Source organism: Pedobacter folensis, from assembly GCF_056490665.1.
The window spans coordinates 1,772,053-1,788,695 of sequence record NZ_JBWJIF010000001.1; the positions used below are offsets into that span (position 1 = coordinate 1,772,053).

13 protein-coding genes are annotated in these 16,643 nt (G+C 39.0%); 6 read left to right on the forward strand and 7 right to left on the reverse strand.

The window, feature by feature from the left end; translation table 11 throughout:
* The first annotated feature begins 206 nt into the window (after window positions 1-206).
* The 3 genes from secDF (at window position 207) to AC04QZ_RS07005 (ending at window position 5,853) form a co-directional block, all read left to right on the forward strand.
* Window positions 207-3,182 (forward strand): protein translocase subunit SecDF, encoded by a 2,976-nt coding sequence (secDF, locus tag AC04QZ_RS06995; protein WP_478357151.1) that lies wholly within the window; start codon window positions 207-209, stop codon window positions 3,180-3,182.
* Between the two features lie 367 nt (window positions 3,183-3,549).
* Window positions 3,550-4,884 (forward strand): NAD(P)/FAD-dependent oxidoreductase, encoded by a 1,335-nt coding sequence (locus AC04QZ_RS07000; RefSeq protein ID WP_478357152.1) that lies wholly within the window; start codon window positions 3,550-3,552, stop codon window positions 4,882-4,884.
* 108 nt (window positions 4,885-4,992) lie between these two features.
* The gene (locus tag AC04QZ_RS07005; protein ID WP_478357153.1) at window positions 4,993-5,853 is read left to right on the forward strand and encodes a hydroxymethylglutaryl-CoA lyase; all 861 of its coding nucleotides are present in this window, start codon (window positions 4,993-4,995) and stop codon (window positions 5,851-5,853) included.
* 105 nt (window positions 5,854-5,958) lie between these two features.
* On the opposite strand, the gene AC04QZ_RS07010 is transcribed toward AC04QZ_RS07005, so the two are convergent.
* The 4 genes from AC04QZ_RS07010 to fbaA form a co-directional block, all read right to left on the reverse strand.
* Window positions 5,959-6,660, reverse strand: a complete 702-nt coding sequence (locus tag AC04QZ_RS07010) for an energy transducer TonB (RefSeq protein ID WP_478357154.1) — start codon at window positions 6,658-6,660, stop codon at window positions 5,959-5,961.
* A 124-nt stretch (window positions 6,661-6,784) separates the two neighbouring features.
* On the reverse strand, window positions 6,785-7,207 hold the full coding sequence (locus AC04QZ_RS07015) for a GNAT family N-acetyltransferase (RefSeq protein WP_478357155.1): 423 nt from the start codon (window positions 7,205-7,207) through the stop codon (window positions 6,785-6,787).
* Window positions 7,182-7,751 (reverse strand): low affinity iron permease family protein, encoded by a 570-nt coding sequence (locus AC04QZ_RS07020; RefSeq protein WP_478357156.1) that lies wholly within the window; start codon window positions 7,749-7,751, stop codon window positions 7,182-7,184. Before AC04QZ_RS07020 ends, AC04QZ_RS07015 begins: the two co-directional genes overlap by 26 nt.
* 86 nt (window positions 7,752-7,837) lie before the next feature.
* Window positions 7,838-8,917, reverse strand: coding sequence for a class II fructose-bisphosphate aldolase (gene fbaA / locus AC04QZ_RS07025; protein WP_029276269.1), 1,080 nt, complete (start codon window positions 8,915-8,917; stop codon window positions 7,838-7,840).
* A gap of 302 nt (window positions 8,918-9,219) precedes the next feature.
* Here fbaA and accD point away from each other — a divergent pair, with 302 nt between their 5' ends.
* The 3 genes from accD (at window position 9,220) to AC04QZ_RS07040 (ending at window position 12,630) form a co-directional block, all read left to right on the forward strand.
* The gene (gene accD / locus AC04QZ_RS07030; RefSeq protein ID WP_057933455.1) at window positions 9,220-10,065 is read left to right on the forward strand and encodes an acetyl-CoA carboxylase, carboxyltransferase subunit beta; all 846 of its coding nucleotides are present in this window, start codon (window positions 9,220-9,222) and stop codon (window positions 10,063-10,065) included.
* 297 nt (window positions 10,066-10,362) lie between these two features.
* Window positions 10,363-10,827: a YciI family protein gene (locus AC04QZ_RS07035; protein WP_478357157.1), complete on the forward strand. Its 465-nt coding sequence runs from the start codon at window positions 10,363-10,365 to the stop codon at window positions 10,825-10,827.
* 255 nt (window positions 10,828-11,082) lie between these two features.
* A complete protein-coding gene (locus AC04QZ_RS07040; protein ID WP_478357158.1) occupies window positions 11,083-12,630 on the forward strand; it encodes a M20/M25/M40 family metallo-hydrolase in 1,548 nt (515 codons plus the stop codon).
* A gap of 183 nt (window positions 12,631-12,813) precedes the next feature.
* Here the strand turns inward: AC04QZ_RS07040 and AC04QZ_RS07045 are convergent, their stop codons facing one another.
* The 3 genes from AC04QZ_RS07045 to AC04QZ_RS07055 all read right to left on the reverse strand — a co-directional run bounded on the left by AC04QZ_RS07045 (window position 12,814) and on the right by AC04QZ_RS07055 (window position 16,567).
* The gene (locus AC04QZ_RS07045; protein WP_478357159.1) at window positions 12,814-13,818 is read right to left on the reverse strand and encodes a cytochrome d ubiquinol oxidase subunit II; all 1,005 of its coding nucleotides are present in this window, start codon (window positions 13,816-13,818) and stop codon (window positions 12,814-12,816) included.
* Between the two features lie 56 nt (window positions 13,819-13,874).
* Window positions 13,875-15,200: a cytochrome ubiquinol oxidase subunit I gene (locus tag AC04QZ_RS07050; protein WP_478357160.1), complete on the reverse strand. Its 1,326-nt coding sequence runs from the start codon at window positions 15,198-15,200 to the stop codon at window positions 13,875-13,877.
* 467 nt (window positions 15,201-15,667) lie between these two features.
* Complete coding sequence (locus tag AC04QZ_RS07055) at window positions 15,668-16,567, reverse strand: MBL fold metallo-hydrolase (protein WP_478357161.1); 900 nt, start codon at window positions 16,565-16,567, stop codon at window positions 15,668-15,670.
* Window positions 16,568-16,643 lie beyond the last annotated feature (76 nt).

Sequence of the window (16,643 nt, forward strand, 5' to 3'; positions counted from 1 at the left end):
AAAGTGCTGCACCTGCTTTTCCCAATCATGATAGCATCAAAATGCAGGTATTTAGTAAAAGGATTAGCAGACAAAAAATGAGATTATTGCCCGATAAAAATTAATGTTAATAAATTATCAATTAAGGGGTTCTATAATTTAAAAATTTAATTAGATTTGCCGACTTGTTAAAAAACAGCGAAAGACAAAATTATTTTAAACAAACAATGCAAGGAAAAGGTTTTATTAAGTTTATAGCGATAGTATTAGCTATCGTTTGTGCGTACGCACTTTCTTTTACTTTGGTAGCATCCAAGGTAGAAAAAGACGCAAAAAACGCTGCGAAGGGTGATTTAGCCAAAGAAAAGGCTTACTTAGATTCGATGAGTACCGTGAAAGTTTATCCTGTAGTTGGATTTACTTATCAAGAGGTAAAAGCGAAAGAGATTAATTTGGGTTTAGACTTAAAAGGCGGAATGAACGTAACGATGGAGATATCGTTAGCGGAGTTGGTTAAATCATTAGCGGGTAACCCTACTGATGCTAACTTTAACAAAGCCGTTCAGAATGCACAGATCCAGTTAAATGCCGGTGGTAAAGATTACATCAAAATTTTTGTTGATGAATTCGAAAAATTAAGCCCTGGAGTAAAACTTGCAGATTATTTTTCTAACCAGGATAATGCATCTCAGTTAAAACCTAGCGCAAGCAATGGCGATGTTGAATCTTTCTTAGAAAAAGAAGCAACCAGTGCTATCGATCGTTCATTTACAGTTTTACGTTCACGTATCGATGGTTTCGGCGTAGTGAGTCCGAACATGCAAAAACAAGAAGGTAGTAACCGTATCTTAATCGAAATGCCAGGTGTACAAGATAAAGAGCGTATTGCTAAACTTTTACAAGGTTCTGCCGAATTACAGTTCTGGCAAGTATACCAGGTACAGGAAGTTGCGCCATTGTTAGAAAACATTAATAAAATTTTAGCTGCAACATTAAAAACTGATGCACCTGCAACTAAAGATACAACAGCTGCTGCTGGTGGTAAATTAGCCGGTTTAGAAAAAGCTGCGACTAAAGATACTACTGCTAAAGGTGGCAAACTTGCTGGTTTAGGTAAAAAAGATACCAGTGCGGTTAAAGCCGAACTGATTAAATCTAACCCATTATATGCTGTTCTTAACCTTCCAATTTATCAGGGTGAAAACGGACAACAACAATTAATGCCTGGTGCAGTTGTGGGTATGTCGCTACAAAAAGATACTGCAAAGGTTAATGCTTATTTAAAACTTCCTGAAGTTGCTGCATCTATTCCATCTACGATGAAATTTATGTGGAGCGTTAAACCTAGAGAAGGTTCGAAAATTTTCGAATTATATGCAATTAAAGTGGTGAGTGCTGATGGTAAACCAGATTTAGGTGGTGAGGCAATCAGCGATTCGCGTGCTGACTTTGATCAAAAAGGTAAACCAGAAGTAACCATGTACATGACCAGTGAAGGTTCTGCTAAATGGAAAAAAATTACTGCTGAAGCTGCCGCTGATCAAAACAACAAAAAATCTATTGCCATTGTACTAGATAACCAGGTTTATTCTGCACCTACCGTTCAGAACGAAATTGCTGGTGGTGTTTCATCAATCACCGGTAACTTTACACAAGCAGATACTAAAGATTTATCTAACATCTTAAAAGCTGGTAAATTACCTGCTCCTGCGCGTATTGCAGGTAGCTACGTAGTTGGTCCAACTTTAGGTGCACAAGCTATTCACGATGGTTTAATCTCATTCGTAATTGCCTTTATCGTAATCTTAATCTTCATGGCGTTGTATTATCACCGTGCGGGTTGGGTTGCTAACTTTGCATTGTTAATCAACTTATTCTTCATCATTGGTATTTTGGTATCACTTGGTGCAGTATTAACCTTACCTGGTATTGCTGGTATCGTATTAACCATTGGTTTATCGGTAGATGCAAACATCCTTATTTTTGAGCGTGTACGTGAAGAGCTTGCGCATGGCAAGAACACGGCTACTGCAATTAAAGAGGGTTTTAAACATGCAATGCCATCAATTATTGACTCAAACGTTACCTTATTCATTTTAGGTGCTATCCTTTACGTTTTCGGTAGCGGTCCGGTTCAAGGTTTCGCAACTACATTATGTATCGGTATCCTTTCTTCATTATTTGCAGCTGTAGCCATTTCGAGAGTAGTTTTCGAATCGTTATTAAACCGCAAAATTGATGTAAGTTTCGATAACAGCATTACACGTAACGCCTTTAAAAACATCAGTTTCAACTTTGTTGGCCGTCGTAAAATTTACTACGTAATCTCTACCATCATTATTATTGCCGGTATTGGTATGTATTTCAAAAATGGCGGTTTAAACTTAGGTGTAGACTTTAAAGGTGGTAGAACTTATTTAGTTCACTTCGATAAAGCAGTTAACACTGAAGATTTAAAAGCTAAGTTAAACCCTGTTTTCGGTAACGAAACGCCTGAGGTTAAAACTGCAGGTGAAGATAGTCAGGTAAAAATCACCACTACTTTCCACATCGAAGATCAGGACATTAAAACTGATAAAGTTGTAGAAGACGCTTTAAACAAAGGTTTAGCCGGTTCTAAATATGAAATCGTAAGTTCACAAAAAGTAACGCCTATCATTGCAAGTGATATCGTAAACGGTGCATTCTACGCAGTATTGATCTCATGTTTATTCATGTTTATCTACATCGTGGTACGATTCAAAAAATGGCAGTATGGTTTAGGTGCGGTAATCGCATTGTTCCATGATGTGTTAATGGTATTATCTTTCTACACTATTTTAGATGGTATTATGCCATTCTCATTAGAAATTGGTCAGGATTTTATCGCGGCAATTTTAACGGTAATGGGTTACACCATGACAGAGACCGTTGTTGTATTCGACCGTATCCGTGAGAAACTAAAAGAATCTGGTAAAGAAGATTTACATGGCGAAGCGCGTAACAACTTAATCAACTTCGCGTTGAACAGTACTTTAAGTCGTACCATCTTAACCTCATTAACCGTATTCTTCGTGTTATTGGTAATCTTTATTTTCGGTGGCGATAGCATCCGTGGATTCATCTTCGCATTGTTAATTGGCCGTATCATCGGTACATATTCATCATTATGTATCTCTACTCCTATCGTAATCGATTTGGGTAGCTCAGCCGAGAAAAAATAAGAGATTAATTTTCTTAAAATATATAAGCGCTCCGATTTATCGGGGCGCTTTTTTTATGCGCTTTTTTGTTACCAAGAAGGCACAAAGAACACAAAGTGGTCTGTTTTATTTTTTGGTTTTTGAAAAGCAATACCTGTAGCTCTTCGGTTCCGATAGCCCTGCTGTTCGTTTTATCCCGATGAAGGATCGGGATGCCCACTACCATCAGGTTTAATTAACTTAAAATGGTGCTTAAAACCTACAAAACCCATGTTCGTCATACCAGCGTTATATCTTCACGATTAAATCAGAATAACTGCCAAAACCTCACTTTTTAAACCTTTTGGCTATCTTTTTGTTACATTAGCAATAGATAAACCGATACAAAATGGATTTACAACTTCCTAAAAGCGAATACCCTAGAGTAGTTATAGTTGGCGGTGGATTTGGCGGAATTGAGTTAGCTAAACGATTAAAAAACAAACCCTTTCAGGTGGTGATGCTCGATAAACATAACTACCATACTTTCCAGCCCTTACTTTATCAGGTAGCTACAGGCGGTTTGGAAGCCGATTCGATCGCTTTCCCTTTACGCAAGATTTTTAAAGGTCAAAAAAACCTGATTTTTCGCGTGACCAAGGTGACCGAAGTAAATGCTGCCGAAAACTGTTTACAAACCGATATCGGTAGAATCAATTACGATTATCTGGTGATCGCCACAGGCTCTACCAGTAACTTCTTTGGCAATAAAGAAATTGAAGCCAATTCAATGCCCATGAAATCAATTCCGGAAGCATTGGATTTAAGAAGTTTGATTTTACAGAATTTCGAAAAATCGCTGATTGAAAAAGATGCAGATAAAAAGAGTGCCCTATTAAACTTTGTGGTAGTTGGCGGTGGTCCGACAGGAGTTGAAACCTCCGGAGCCATTGCCGAGCTGAAAAAACACGTTATTCCGAACGATTATCCCGAAATGGATTTTAGTAAGGTGAATATTTACCTCATCGAAAATTCGCCGGAATTATTGGGCGTCATGTCGCCGCAGGCACAGCAAAAAGCAAAAGATTTCCTTACCGATATGGGCGTTCAGGTAATGAACGAAACCAGGGTACTAGGTTACGACGGTCATACCCTAACCTTACAGGACAAACCACCGATTTTGAGTGCTACGGTAATTTGGAGTGCGGGTGTTAAAGGACAAGTACTGGCTGGTTTAGATAAAGCAGAAATTGTTCGTGGTGGTAGATTGAAAACGGATACGCAAAATTTAGTGGTGGGTTACCCAAATGTATATGCCATTGGCGATGTTGCCGCTATTATTGATGAAGAAACCCCTAATGGCCACCCGGGGGTTGCACCTGCCGCCATCCAGCAAGGACATCATTTGGCCAAAAACCTGATCAACATTAAAGAAAATAAACCTTTAGAGAAATTTAAATACTTCGATAAAGGCTCTATGGCTACAGTAGGGAGAAACAAAGCGGTGGTAGATATTGGAAAAGTCCGTTTTCAAGGGGTTTTCGCCTGGTTTACCTGGATGTTTGTTCACTTAATGACTTTGGTGGGCTTCAGAAACAAAATTATTGTTTTCGTAAACTGGGTGTGGAGTTATTTCAGTTACGATAGAGGAACGCGTTTAATTATCAGAACCTTTGCCAAAGACCGTAGTGTTGATTATAGGAATGAGGTACCGACAGTAAAAGAAGAAGTTAAGGTTTCTTAGTCTTTAGTCTTCTTTAGTCTTTAAGGTAACTTTGATGATAAAAATTTGTTTCCTGTTTCTTCTTTTCTTTGCGAAAAACTTTGCGCATTTTGCGGTTAAACCAAAAACATGAGCCAAAACAACTTCAAATTAGTAGAATGTCCACGCGATGCCATGCAGGGACTACACGATTTTGTTCCAACCAAACTTAAGGCCGAATATTTAAACCTTTTGTTACAGGTTGGTTTCGACACGCTCGATTTTGGAAGTTTTGTGTCGCCAAAAGCCATTCCGCAAATGGCCGATACAGCCGAAGTTTTGGCACAATTGGATTTAAGCAATACTTCTACCAAACTTTTGGCCATTGTAGCCAATTTAAGAGGCGTAGAAGACGCTGTAAAACATGAAGCGGTAAATTACCTTGGTTTTCCATTTTCGATCTCAGAAACCTTCCAGCAGCGCAACACCAATTCAAGTATCGAACAATCATTGAATACAGTGGAAGAAATGCTCTCTCTGTGCGCCAAAAACAATAAAAAAGCAGTGGTTTACCTGTCAATGGGTTTTGGTAATCCTTATGGCGATGAATGGAATTACGAAATTGTAGAAAAGTGGGCTGATGTACTGGTGAGTAAAGGTGTGGAGATTTTATCTTTAGCAGATACTGTAGGCATTTCGACACCGGAAAAGATAGAAAATATTCTACCTAAACTCATTTCCCGGTTTAGCCGCACAGAAATTGGCATTCATTTGCACTCCACTCCTGCTGAGCGTTTCGAAAAGATAGAAGCGGCTTATCATTCGGGCGTAAAACGCATTGATTCGGCTTTAAAAGGTTTTGGCGGCTGCCCTATGGCTGCAGATGACCTCACCGGTAACATTGCAACCGAAGATGTAATTACCTTTTTGAATACGAAAGGAGAAAATTTGAATCTGAACATGGAAAAATGGAACGAGGCCATGGTTTTATCAGGGAAGATATTTGGGTAAGCCTATTTTTCGCCACGGAAGCACCGATTTACACGGAATAAGTATTACGATCTTTTAACATTAAGTGAATATCAAAGATCATCCACATGTGGATTTCAGTGGTAGTTAGTTAAAATTAAAAGGAAGAGTGAATTTCACATCAATAAACTTTCCATCTTGCTTACCGGGCTCCCATTTTTTCATCAATTTTACAACACGGACAGCCTCAGCATCTAAAAGTGGATGAACACTATTAATTACTTGCGGATCGATAACATCACCATCTTTGGTTACAGTAAAGCGAACAACTACTTTACCTGTTACTCCCTCTTTTTCCAATTCCCTTGGGTATTTTGTATTTTTTGAAATAAATTCCGAAAGTGCAGAAATTCCACCTTTATAAGATGGTGCCCGTTCGATGAATGCCATTCCTTTTTCACCTGTTACTGAATTTGTTACCTTAACAACATCAGGGCCTTTTTTTAACTCACCACTTTCGTCCCATTCTGCAACTTTAATCATTTCGTTTTGCTTAAATACAGATTCCATTTTTTTCTTTCCATCTGGGTAAAACCAAACGAAATTTCCATTTTTAATATCAGGATTAAGTGAAGAATAAGTTCCCTCCATTTGAATTGCACCTGTGTTATAAAAATCTTTTATAAAGAAACTTTTATGATCTGTATCCTCTTTTATTACTCTATAGTAATGTTTATTTGCCTTATCGGTTTTTACCCATTTTGAATCAAAATAGACTGTATCAATTTTCTGGGCCTTTGATGCCATTACCATTCCAAAAAATGATAATGTCAAGAGTATTCTTTTCATTAGTGCGAGCAAGGTATTTTACGATTAATTTAGTTTATAGTGAGACCAATACTATTTTTTCAGTCTAATTAGATTGTATCCGGGCTATTGGCTTAACTTAAGTAGCAAAACTGGTATTTAAAACTTAAACCTTTTTCACCATTTTAAAATGCTGTATCCCGGCTTCCTCAAATTGCTCGCCTTCAGCCACAAAACCAAATTTAGCGTACAAACTCATGGCATCCAGTTGCGAATTCAGGTAAATATAATGCGCATCCTTCGGCAAATCAGATAAAGCTTCTGCTATGAGCGCTCGGCCAACTCCCTGTCCTCTAAAATCTTTTAAAACCGCAAAACGTTCTAACTTGTAACCATTATCCGTTTTACGCCATCTGCAGGCACCACAAGGCTGTCCGTTACTGGTAGCCAGAAAATGTACCGACTCCTCTTCATGTTCCCATTCCAGTTCCGGCGGACAGTTCTGTTCTTCTACAAATACAATCTTACGGATAGCAAATACTTTATCTAAATCTTCGGGATGATTAACTTTTTGAACTTGTAGACTCATTATCGTGGTGTTTAAAGTGTTTATTCGATTTTAATTTCATTTCATTAAGCTCTTTGGCCACATCAATCGAATGCGAGCAATGAATATCGGCCTCTTTTTTGGCAAGTGTGGCAATCGTAACGTAAAATTTATGCAATTGATCTAATTCTTTTTCGCTCAGGTCTTCAATATCTACCATCCGGTTGCTGGCGCCTTGCTGTGCCGCAATCAGTTCATTTAATTTTAGCTGAATGGCTTTACCATCTTTATTCTGTGCCTTTTGGATTAAAAAAACCATTAAAAAGGTAATGATGGTGGTACCCGTATTAATCACCAATTGCCAGGTTTCAGAATAATCGAAAAGCGGACCTGTTACCGCCCACAGAACTACAATTGCCGTAGCGGCTATAAACGCAACAGAACTACCGGTAAACTTGGTTGCTGCATTTGCGAATTTCTCGAAAAAATTATTCCTTTTGGTATCCTTTTTAGATTTTGCCATTACAATTTGTTTGCTTAAATATACCATAAAACAAACAAAAGCGCCATAAGTTTTTAAACCCATGGCGCTTTTGTTTTTAGTTGAAAAGTTGTAATGTTAAAATTGTTGCAACGTTAAAACCTTTCAACTTTACAACATTTTTTACTCCCTTAAAGCTTGTCGTTTACATTAATACAGTTTAGATCTTCGAAAGCAGTAGTTAAACGCTTCACGAAAGTTTCTTCACCTTTACGTAACCAAACGCGTGGATCGTAGTATTTTTTATTTGGTTTATCATCACCATCAGGGTTACCAATCTGGCCTTGAAGATAAGCTTCGTTCTTTTTGTAGTATTCTAAAATACCTTCCCAAAATGCCCATTGCATATCGGTATCGATATTCATTTTAATTGCACCATAAGAAATTGCTTCCCTGATTTCTTCCTGGGTAGAACCAGAACCACCGTGGAATACAAAATTGATTGGTTTCTCTGCAGTTAAGCTGAATTTTTCTTTGATAAAATCCTGAGAGTTTTTCAAAATTACCGGTTGCAATTTTACGTTACCTGGTTTATAAACACCATGTACGTTACCAAAAGCAGCAGCCACAGTAAAACGAGGCGAAACTTTGCTTAATTCTTCGTAAGCATAAGCCACTTCGCTAGGCTGAGTATATAATTTAGAGCTGTCTACATCGCTGTTATCCACACCATCTTCCTCACCACCTGTAACACCAAGTTCGATTTCGATAGTCATATTCATTTTAGCCATGCGTGCTAAGTATTTAGCAGAAATTTCCATGTTTTCTTCGATCGACTCTTCTGATAAATCCAACATGTGTGATGAAAACAAAGGTTTTCCGGTTTCAGCGAAGAATTTTTCACCGTGGTCTAAAAGTCCATCAATCCAAGGCAATAATTTTTTAGCGGCGTGGTCAGTATGTAAAACCACGGCAACACCATAATGCTCTGCCAATAAATGTACATGTTTAGCTGCCGATACAGCACCTAAAATACATGCTTGCAATTTCTCATTATCTAAAGATTTGCCGGCATAAAACTGTGCACCTCCATTAGATAATTGAATCATAACAGGCGAATTTACTGCCTTAGCAGTTTCCAATACCGCATTAACCGTATTTGTACCGGTTACGTTAACTGCTGGTAAAGCAAACTGATGTTTTTTAGCCTGCTCAAACAATTCTTGAACGGCATCTCCGTAAATTACGCCTTTGTAGCCTTTTAAACTCATTTCTTGTTAATTTTATTAAGTCCGAAGTTATAAAAAAAAATAACATTCCAAGCTTTTCTGACAACAGAATTATTTGCCTAACAGCAAAATAAGGCCTATTTAGTGTAAAAAACACATTATCCTTAGTGTAAAAAAGACACACTTAAGTTTACAATTCGCAGTTGGCCATAAGCAAATACCAGTTTTCGATTATTTCAACAATTGGTTATCAACCAACTCACCATAAACTATTTTTACCTTTAATAAGGTTCGACTTTATTATATTTTTCGTTTCTTTGCAATCCAATTCTTCAAAAAATTATATGGCTTGGTTTAAGAGAGAAAAAAAAGGTATCATTACTACAACAGAGGAGAAAAAAGAAGCACCAGATGGGTTGTGGAATAAATGTCCAAATTGTAAAAAACCGCTACATCAGGCAGAACTTCAGGAAAACAAATACGTTTGCCATTACTGTGATTACCACCTGAGAGTAGGCTCAAAAGAATATTTCGAGGTTTTATTTGATAATAACGAATTTAAAGAGCTGTTCCCTAACCTAACATCAGGCGACCCTTTAAACTTTAACGATAACAAACCTTACACCGATAGAATTAAGGAAAGTCAGGCTAAAACAGGCTTAAAAGACGCTATCCGTGCGGGTGTAGGTAAAATTGAAGGGCAAGACCTGGTAATTGCCTGTATGGATTTCGCTTTTATCGGCGGTTCTATGGGTTCAGTTGTAGGTGAAAAGATTGCAAGATCGATCGATTACAGCATTAAACATAAAGTGCCCTTCCTGATGATTTCTAAATCAGGTGGTGCACGTATGATGGAAGCCGCATTTTCATTAATGCAAATGGCTAAAACATCAGCCAAACTCGCTTTATTGGGTCAGGCTAAAGTGCCATACATCTCTTTATTAACCGACCCAACTACAGGTGGTGTAACGGCTTCATATGCGATGTTAGGCGATATCAATATCGCAGAACCAGGCGCACTGATCGGTTTCGCTGGTCCGCGGGTAATTAAAGAAACCATTAAAAAAGATTTACCGAAAGGTTTCCAGACTTCAGAATTCGTTCTCGAACATGGTTTCCTCGATTTTATTGTAGATAGAAGAGCCATGAAAGCTAAACTGGGCGCTTTTATTAAAATGATGAACAACTAGCTGGTTCAATAGTTCATTAGCCATTAGTTCATTGGTCTGGGTACCAAAAATTGAATTCATAATATTTAGAAAAGCAGGGCTTGAATAACTTAGGTTAATTCAGTCCTGCTTTTTGCTTCTCCCTATTTTACATCGGGACCGCGGCAATCAGGTTTAATTAAATAGTGTTGTAGTTCTTTAGAGGGGGTACTTCCACCAAAAGCATTGAACCACCCCGCCTTCTCGCACCCCTCCGAGGGAGGTAATAATATACACCAAAATTTTTCTTATTTTTAAACTAACCAAACCATAACTAAAATGAAAAAGATATTTCTGTTAATCTCCCTAATCACCATTACTTTCGCCACACAAGCGCAGGAGAAAAAAGCTAAAGTGCCTTACGATGAAGCCTTAGCCAAAAAACTTGGTGCCGATAATTATGGTATGAAAATGTATGTGCTCGTTATTTTGAAATCAGGCACAAACACCACAGCAACAAAAGCCAAAACAGATAGTTTATTCGCAGGCCATATGGCAAACATGGGCAAAATGGTTGAAGCGCAAAAACTCGTAGTTGCTGGTCCGATGGGTAAAAACGACAAAAATTACCGCGGTATTTTTGTGTTAAATACAAAATCGATCGAAGAAGCCAAACAATTACTGGAAAGCGATCCGGCCATAAAAGCCAAGTTACTGGAACCAGAATTATACAATTGGTATGGCTCGGCAGCACTTGCTGAGTATTTGCCGTTTCATGATAAGATACAGAAAAGTAGTTTTTAGGATTAATAGTTAACGGATGTAGGAAAAAACAGAGAAGTGCCAGGAAGAGAATGTTTTATCACATAAGTTTGTCATGTCGAAGGACGCTCCATAACACCATAAAAGGTGTTTCGACGGGCTCAACGTGACAAAATCCGGAGAAATTAGGTTTGTGATACAGACCCACGCCGATTCTTGCAACATTTCCATTAACATCCGCTAAGCCCACTCCTTATTTCATAAATTAGCTTATCAAATAATCAACCCTAGCTTATTATGAATAAAAAACTACTATTTTCTGCACTGTTGCTGTGCACTTCGGCCAGCATTTTTGCGCAAGACAAGAAAGTAATCGACAACATTGTAAAAGAGGTGAATGAAAATTCTCAATTAGAAAAACTTGCACACGAACTTTTAGATGTTGTTGGACCGCGCTTAGTCGGTTCTCCGCAAATGAAACAAGCCAATGATTGGGCTGTAAAAAAATATAGCGATTGGGGCATCTCAGCAAAAAATGAAAAATGGGGCGAATGGGCCGGCTGGGAAAGGGGCATTACACACATCGATTTAATAAGCCCGCGGGTGAGAACCTTAGAAGGTACACAATTGGCCTGGAGTCCATCTACCAATGGTAAAGCAATTAATGCAGAGGCAATTATTCTTCCAGCCCTAACAGATTCGATATCCTTCCAGAAATGGTTACCCAATGTAAAAGGCAAAGTTGTATTAATTTCGATGAATCAGCTTTCCGGCCGACCAGAAAAAAACTGGGAAGAATTTGCCACCAAAGATTTGTTCGAAAAGTTTAAAAAGGAAAAGGCCGATGCCGCCAAAGCGTGGACAGCCAGCATTGCCAAAACTGGTTTAACCGCAAAAACACTTCCTTTAGCCATAGAAAATGCAGGTGCAGTAGCCGTAGTGATCAATAACTGGTCGCAGGGTTTTGGTGTAGATAAAATTTTTGGTGCAAACACTAAAAAAATCCCAACCTTAGATTTATCCGTTGAAGATTATGGCTTAGTTTACCGCCTAGCATTGAACGGTGATAAACCTAAACTGAGAATTGAAGCAGAAGCTAAGAAATTAGGCGTAGTACCTACCTTCAATACCCTGGCTGAAATCAAAGCCACACAGAAACCAAATGAGTATGTCATGTTATCGGCACATTTCGATTCGTGGGATGGGGCAAGCGGCGCTACTGATAACGGTTCTGGTACCATTTTAATGATGGAAGCCATGCGCATTCTAAAGAAATTTTATCCTAATCCAAAACGCACCATTCTGGTTGGTCACTGGGGAAGCGAAGAACAAGGTTTAAATGGCTCTAGGGCATTTGTAGAGGATCATCCCGAAATTGTAAACAATCTTCAGGCTTTGTTTAACCAGGATAATGGTACGGGCCGCGTAGTGAATATCGGTGGCCAGGGATTCGCTAAATCGAAAGATTACATTACCCGTTGGCTGGCTGCAGTTCCAGATACGATTAAAAACCAGATCAAAACCAGTTTTCCTGGATCTCCGGGTGCCGGAGGATCAGACTTTGCCTCCTTTGTTGCGGCCGGAGCATTGGGTTATTCCTTAAGCTCTACCAGCTGGGATTATGGTACCTATACCTGGCACACCAACCGCGACAGTTACGATAAACTGGTTTTCGACGAAATCAGAAGCAATGTGATTTTAGCCGCCATTATGGTTTATATGGCCTGCGAAGATCCTGAGAAAACCTCTAATGAAAAAGCGACAGATTTACCTGTAAACGAGCGTACCGGAAAACCAGCTACCTGGCCGGTACAAACGAAATCGAATAGAAAAGGTGGCTTGTAGCTAAAGATTTTGGATACATTTTTAAAGGAGCACTTGGAAACAGGTGCTCTTTTTTGTTACCTCGGATCGTCATTTCGAGCGGAGTGCAACGCAGTCGAGAAATCTATCTAGGTAGATCTCTCTCCCGAACGTTCGGGACTGCGCTTCAGTCGAGATGACGATTTTTCTTAATGTATATCTCTTTTACTCCTCTTTCTTCTGAAACTTATAAAACAAATAGCCCAAAAAAGGTAAAATCAGCACACTGCCCAGTAAAAGGGCTAAACCTAAGCTATAAATTGTTTTTTCAGGTCCTACGGTTTCGAGAAGCGAAATGGCATCTCCATTTTTTAAACGGATAAAATTTGGAAAATGCGCATAACTAATGGCCAACAGAATCATGGTAACCTGAAAGCCAGCCAAAATACGCAATACCTTCGTTTTACCCTTAAGCAGTAAGTACCACAACAAAACCAGCGATAAACTTGCCAGGACAATGGCCGATAAACCTACATTACTTTTAAAAACCCAGTCGATCAAAGGAATTCCATCCCTTTGGGCAGCCATAAAAACCATCGCGCCAAAAACTACCGCAGCCACATTCATAAATTCGGCTTTTTTAATGAAACGGCGTTTATCATGAGCTTCTTTTGTTTCACCAATCAGGTAAATCGCGGCAAGGAAACCACAAAGCGCAACCGTAAACAAACCTACAGCAACAGAAAACCAGTTCAGCCAGCCCGAAATATAGGCGGTATAGAAATCAGTCGCCTGTGTGTTTATATGCCCCGAAATTAAGCTTCCGGCAATAATACCCAGAAAAAGTGCGGTAACAAAACTCGAATACCGGAATATGCGGTTATAAAGCCAATGCATATCATCTTTGACTGCATCGTAATGACGGAATACAAAAGCAGTACCCCGCGCGATAATCCCGATGAGCATAATCGCCAACGGAATATGCAGATAAACCGACATGGTGGTATAAATATGTGGGAAACCCACAAAAAGAATCACAATGGCAATAATCAGCCACATGTGGTTGGCTTCCCAAACCGGACCAATGGCATGGTACAAGGTTTTACGTGTTCTGCTCCTGTTTTTTGTAGAAGTAAACAGTTCGATAATCCCTGCACCAAAATCAGCCCCACCCAATAAAAAGTAGAGCAGAATGGCCATGCATAAAAATGTAATGACAACGTCTTTCATATCTGAAAATGATTACACCGATGTTTTGATTTCACAGATCATAATTTCATCCGTGGTTAATGATTATTTTCTTCAGTTTTATTATACAGCACGGGCACCATTTTTATCTGCCGGTAAAGCAAGAATGTTACTATGATGCTTAACGAAACGTAAATGGCCGAGAAGATATAAAAGGAGTAAGCAATACCAGGCATTGGCGTAACCGCATCCTTAGTACGCATAATGCCGTAAATAATCCAGGGCTGCCTCCCAACCTCTGTAACTACCCAGCCTGCCTCTAAAGCGATATAACCAAGCGGAATGGCTATAACGAATAGCTTTAATAACCAACGTTTTTCGGTTAAAGGTTTCTTTTTAAATAAGATGAAGAAATAAGTTAAGGATACTAAGAGCAGCAGTGTACCAATCCCAACCATAATCTGAAAAGCATAATGGGTAATGGCCACCGGCGGATGTTCGTTTTCAGGAATCTGATCCAGTCCCTTAACCTCAGCCTGGAAATCGCCATGGGCCAGAAAACTTAAAGCACCGGGGATTTCGATTGCACCTTTTACCGTTTTATCTTTCTCGTTTACAATGCCACCAATTAAGAGTGGAGCAGGTTTTTCAGTTTTATACAAAGCTTCCATGGCAGCGAGTTTAGCAGGCTGCCTTTTGGCTACATCTTTTGCCGAAATATCGCCACTTAAAGGCTGCAATAATGCGCCAATGCAGGCAAATATGGCCGCTATTTTAAAAGCTTTCAAATGAAATGCTGCATTACGATTTCTCAGGATCATTAAGGCATGTACACCTGCCACAGCGAAGCCTGTAGCAGTAAATGCGGCTAAACACATGTGTAAAGCCTGGCTAAACCATGCTTTATTGAACATGGCCTGTATGGGATCGATATTAAGGTATTGCCCGTTTACAAAATCAAAACCCGCCGGACTGTTCATCCAGGCATTTGCAGCAACCACCAATATTCCGGATGCTAAACCACTTACACCTACCACCATGCCGGTAAACCAATGGAACCACTTATTTAACTTGTTCCAGCCATACAGGAAAAAACCTAAGGCTATGGCTTCGATAAAAAAGGCTGTTCCCTCAAGCGAAAAAGGCATTCCGAATATGGGTCCTGCATGATCCATAAATTTTGGCCACAACAAACCAAGTTCGAAAGATAACATGGTGCCTGATACCGCTCCGGTAGCAAAAAATATGGCTACTCCTTTACTCCAGGCTTTAGTGAGGTTTTTATATACCTCATCGCTTGTTTTAAGCCATTTATAATGCGAAACAGCCATAAAGAAAGGCATAACCATGCCAATACAGGAAAAAATGATGTGGAAGCCTAACGATAAGGCCATCTGGGAACGGGCTGCGATAAAATCATCCATGAGCTGTAGATTTTGAATTGTAACAAATATAGTTGTTAAAGACTAAAGCCTACGGTAATTCAATGACGTTGAAAGGATTATTTTAAATATAGAACGTTTATAAATTGAAAAAAGATTTGGTTGTTCTTTACATGGACACCAAATTCCAAGGTTGTCATCCTGAAGGATAATTTATTTTATAACGATGACAGGGTGGTAATGAATTATATATTGCGTGGAATCGTCATTCCCAACTTGATTGGGAACCTTAATGCAATAAGCTTTAATTCCCGCCTAGGCGAGAATGACGATCACTCTATTGGATTCTTTCAATAGTATTTGAGTCGAAAGATTGTCAATGGAATTAATTAATTCAAAAATTTATTAGCAAGAAAATTACTTTCCAATAAATTAGGACACGATAATAGTTACCGCTTATAAGATTGCTTCGTCGGCTGAAAAAGCCTTCTCGCAATGACGAAAATCTTCTAAACTCCTTTCAACTCATCATAAGCGGCACCTAAACTTCTTTGAATACCTTCACCCTTCCATTCTGATGCATTTGGAATGGTAGTTGCTTTTAAGATGTCTTCTTTGCTTTTGCCGGCTTTAATCTCTCCGCTTACAAAAGTTAAAAGATTTTGAAGGTAATTTTGAAAAGCTTTAACATCTGCTTTGTTTCCGGTCACTTTTTCTGGATCTAAGCTATGCCCCCAGATAAATAAGGTATCGTTATCAAACTGCGCTAAAATTTTATCCAGTGCAGTAATCCAATTGCCGATGTGTGCGCCATTTTCTCTGTCGATATAAGGAAATTTACGATTGAACACCAAATCGCCTACATGTGCAATATTTGCGTGCTCAAAATGATAAACTGCATCGCCATTGGTATGACCAGAGCCATAATAGTAGGCTTTTATGTTTTCGTCTCCTACCTTTGCGGTCCATTTTGTTCCAAAAGTGGTATCGGGCAATAACTGTTTGTCTAAATTATTTGCTTTCTCTGCTCCTCTTTTCTGGTTCACCAGCGAGTTTTGATGCGCCACAACTTTTTCAGCCAAACCTTTAAATGAAATATTCCCGGCGGTATGATCGCCATGGTGGTGGGTATTAATCAGGTATTTGAAAGGTTTTTCACCCAGTTTCTTTAGTTCTTCGATCACATGGGGTGCCGAAGTTGGTAATTGTGCATCTACCACCACAAACCCATTACTCGAATTTAACCACCCGATTGTTCCACCCTGCTCGGTAAATATGCCGACATTATTGCGCAATGCTTTAAAGTTATACGCGCGTAGCAATTCTTGCTGTGCAAAAACATCTGTTTTATAAACTGACAGCATGGCCATCGCCAATGCCGAATTTTTGATAAAATTTCTTCTTTCCATTTTGGGATTTAGCTAAAAAACCACAGCAAATGCCGTGGTTTAAATTTAATCATTTTGTTCGTAAATTATATTCCGG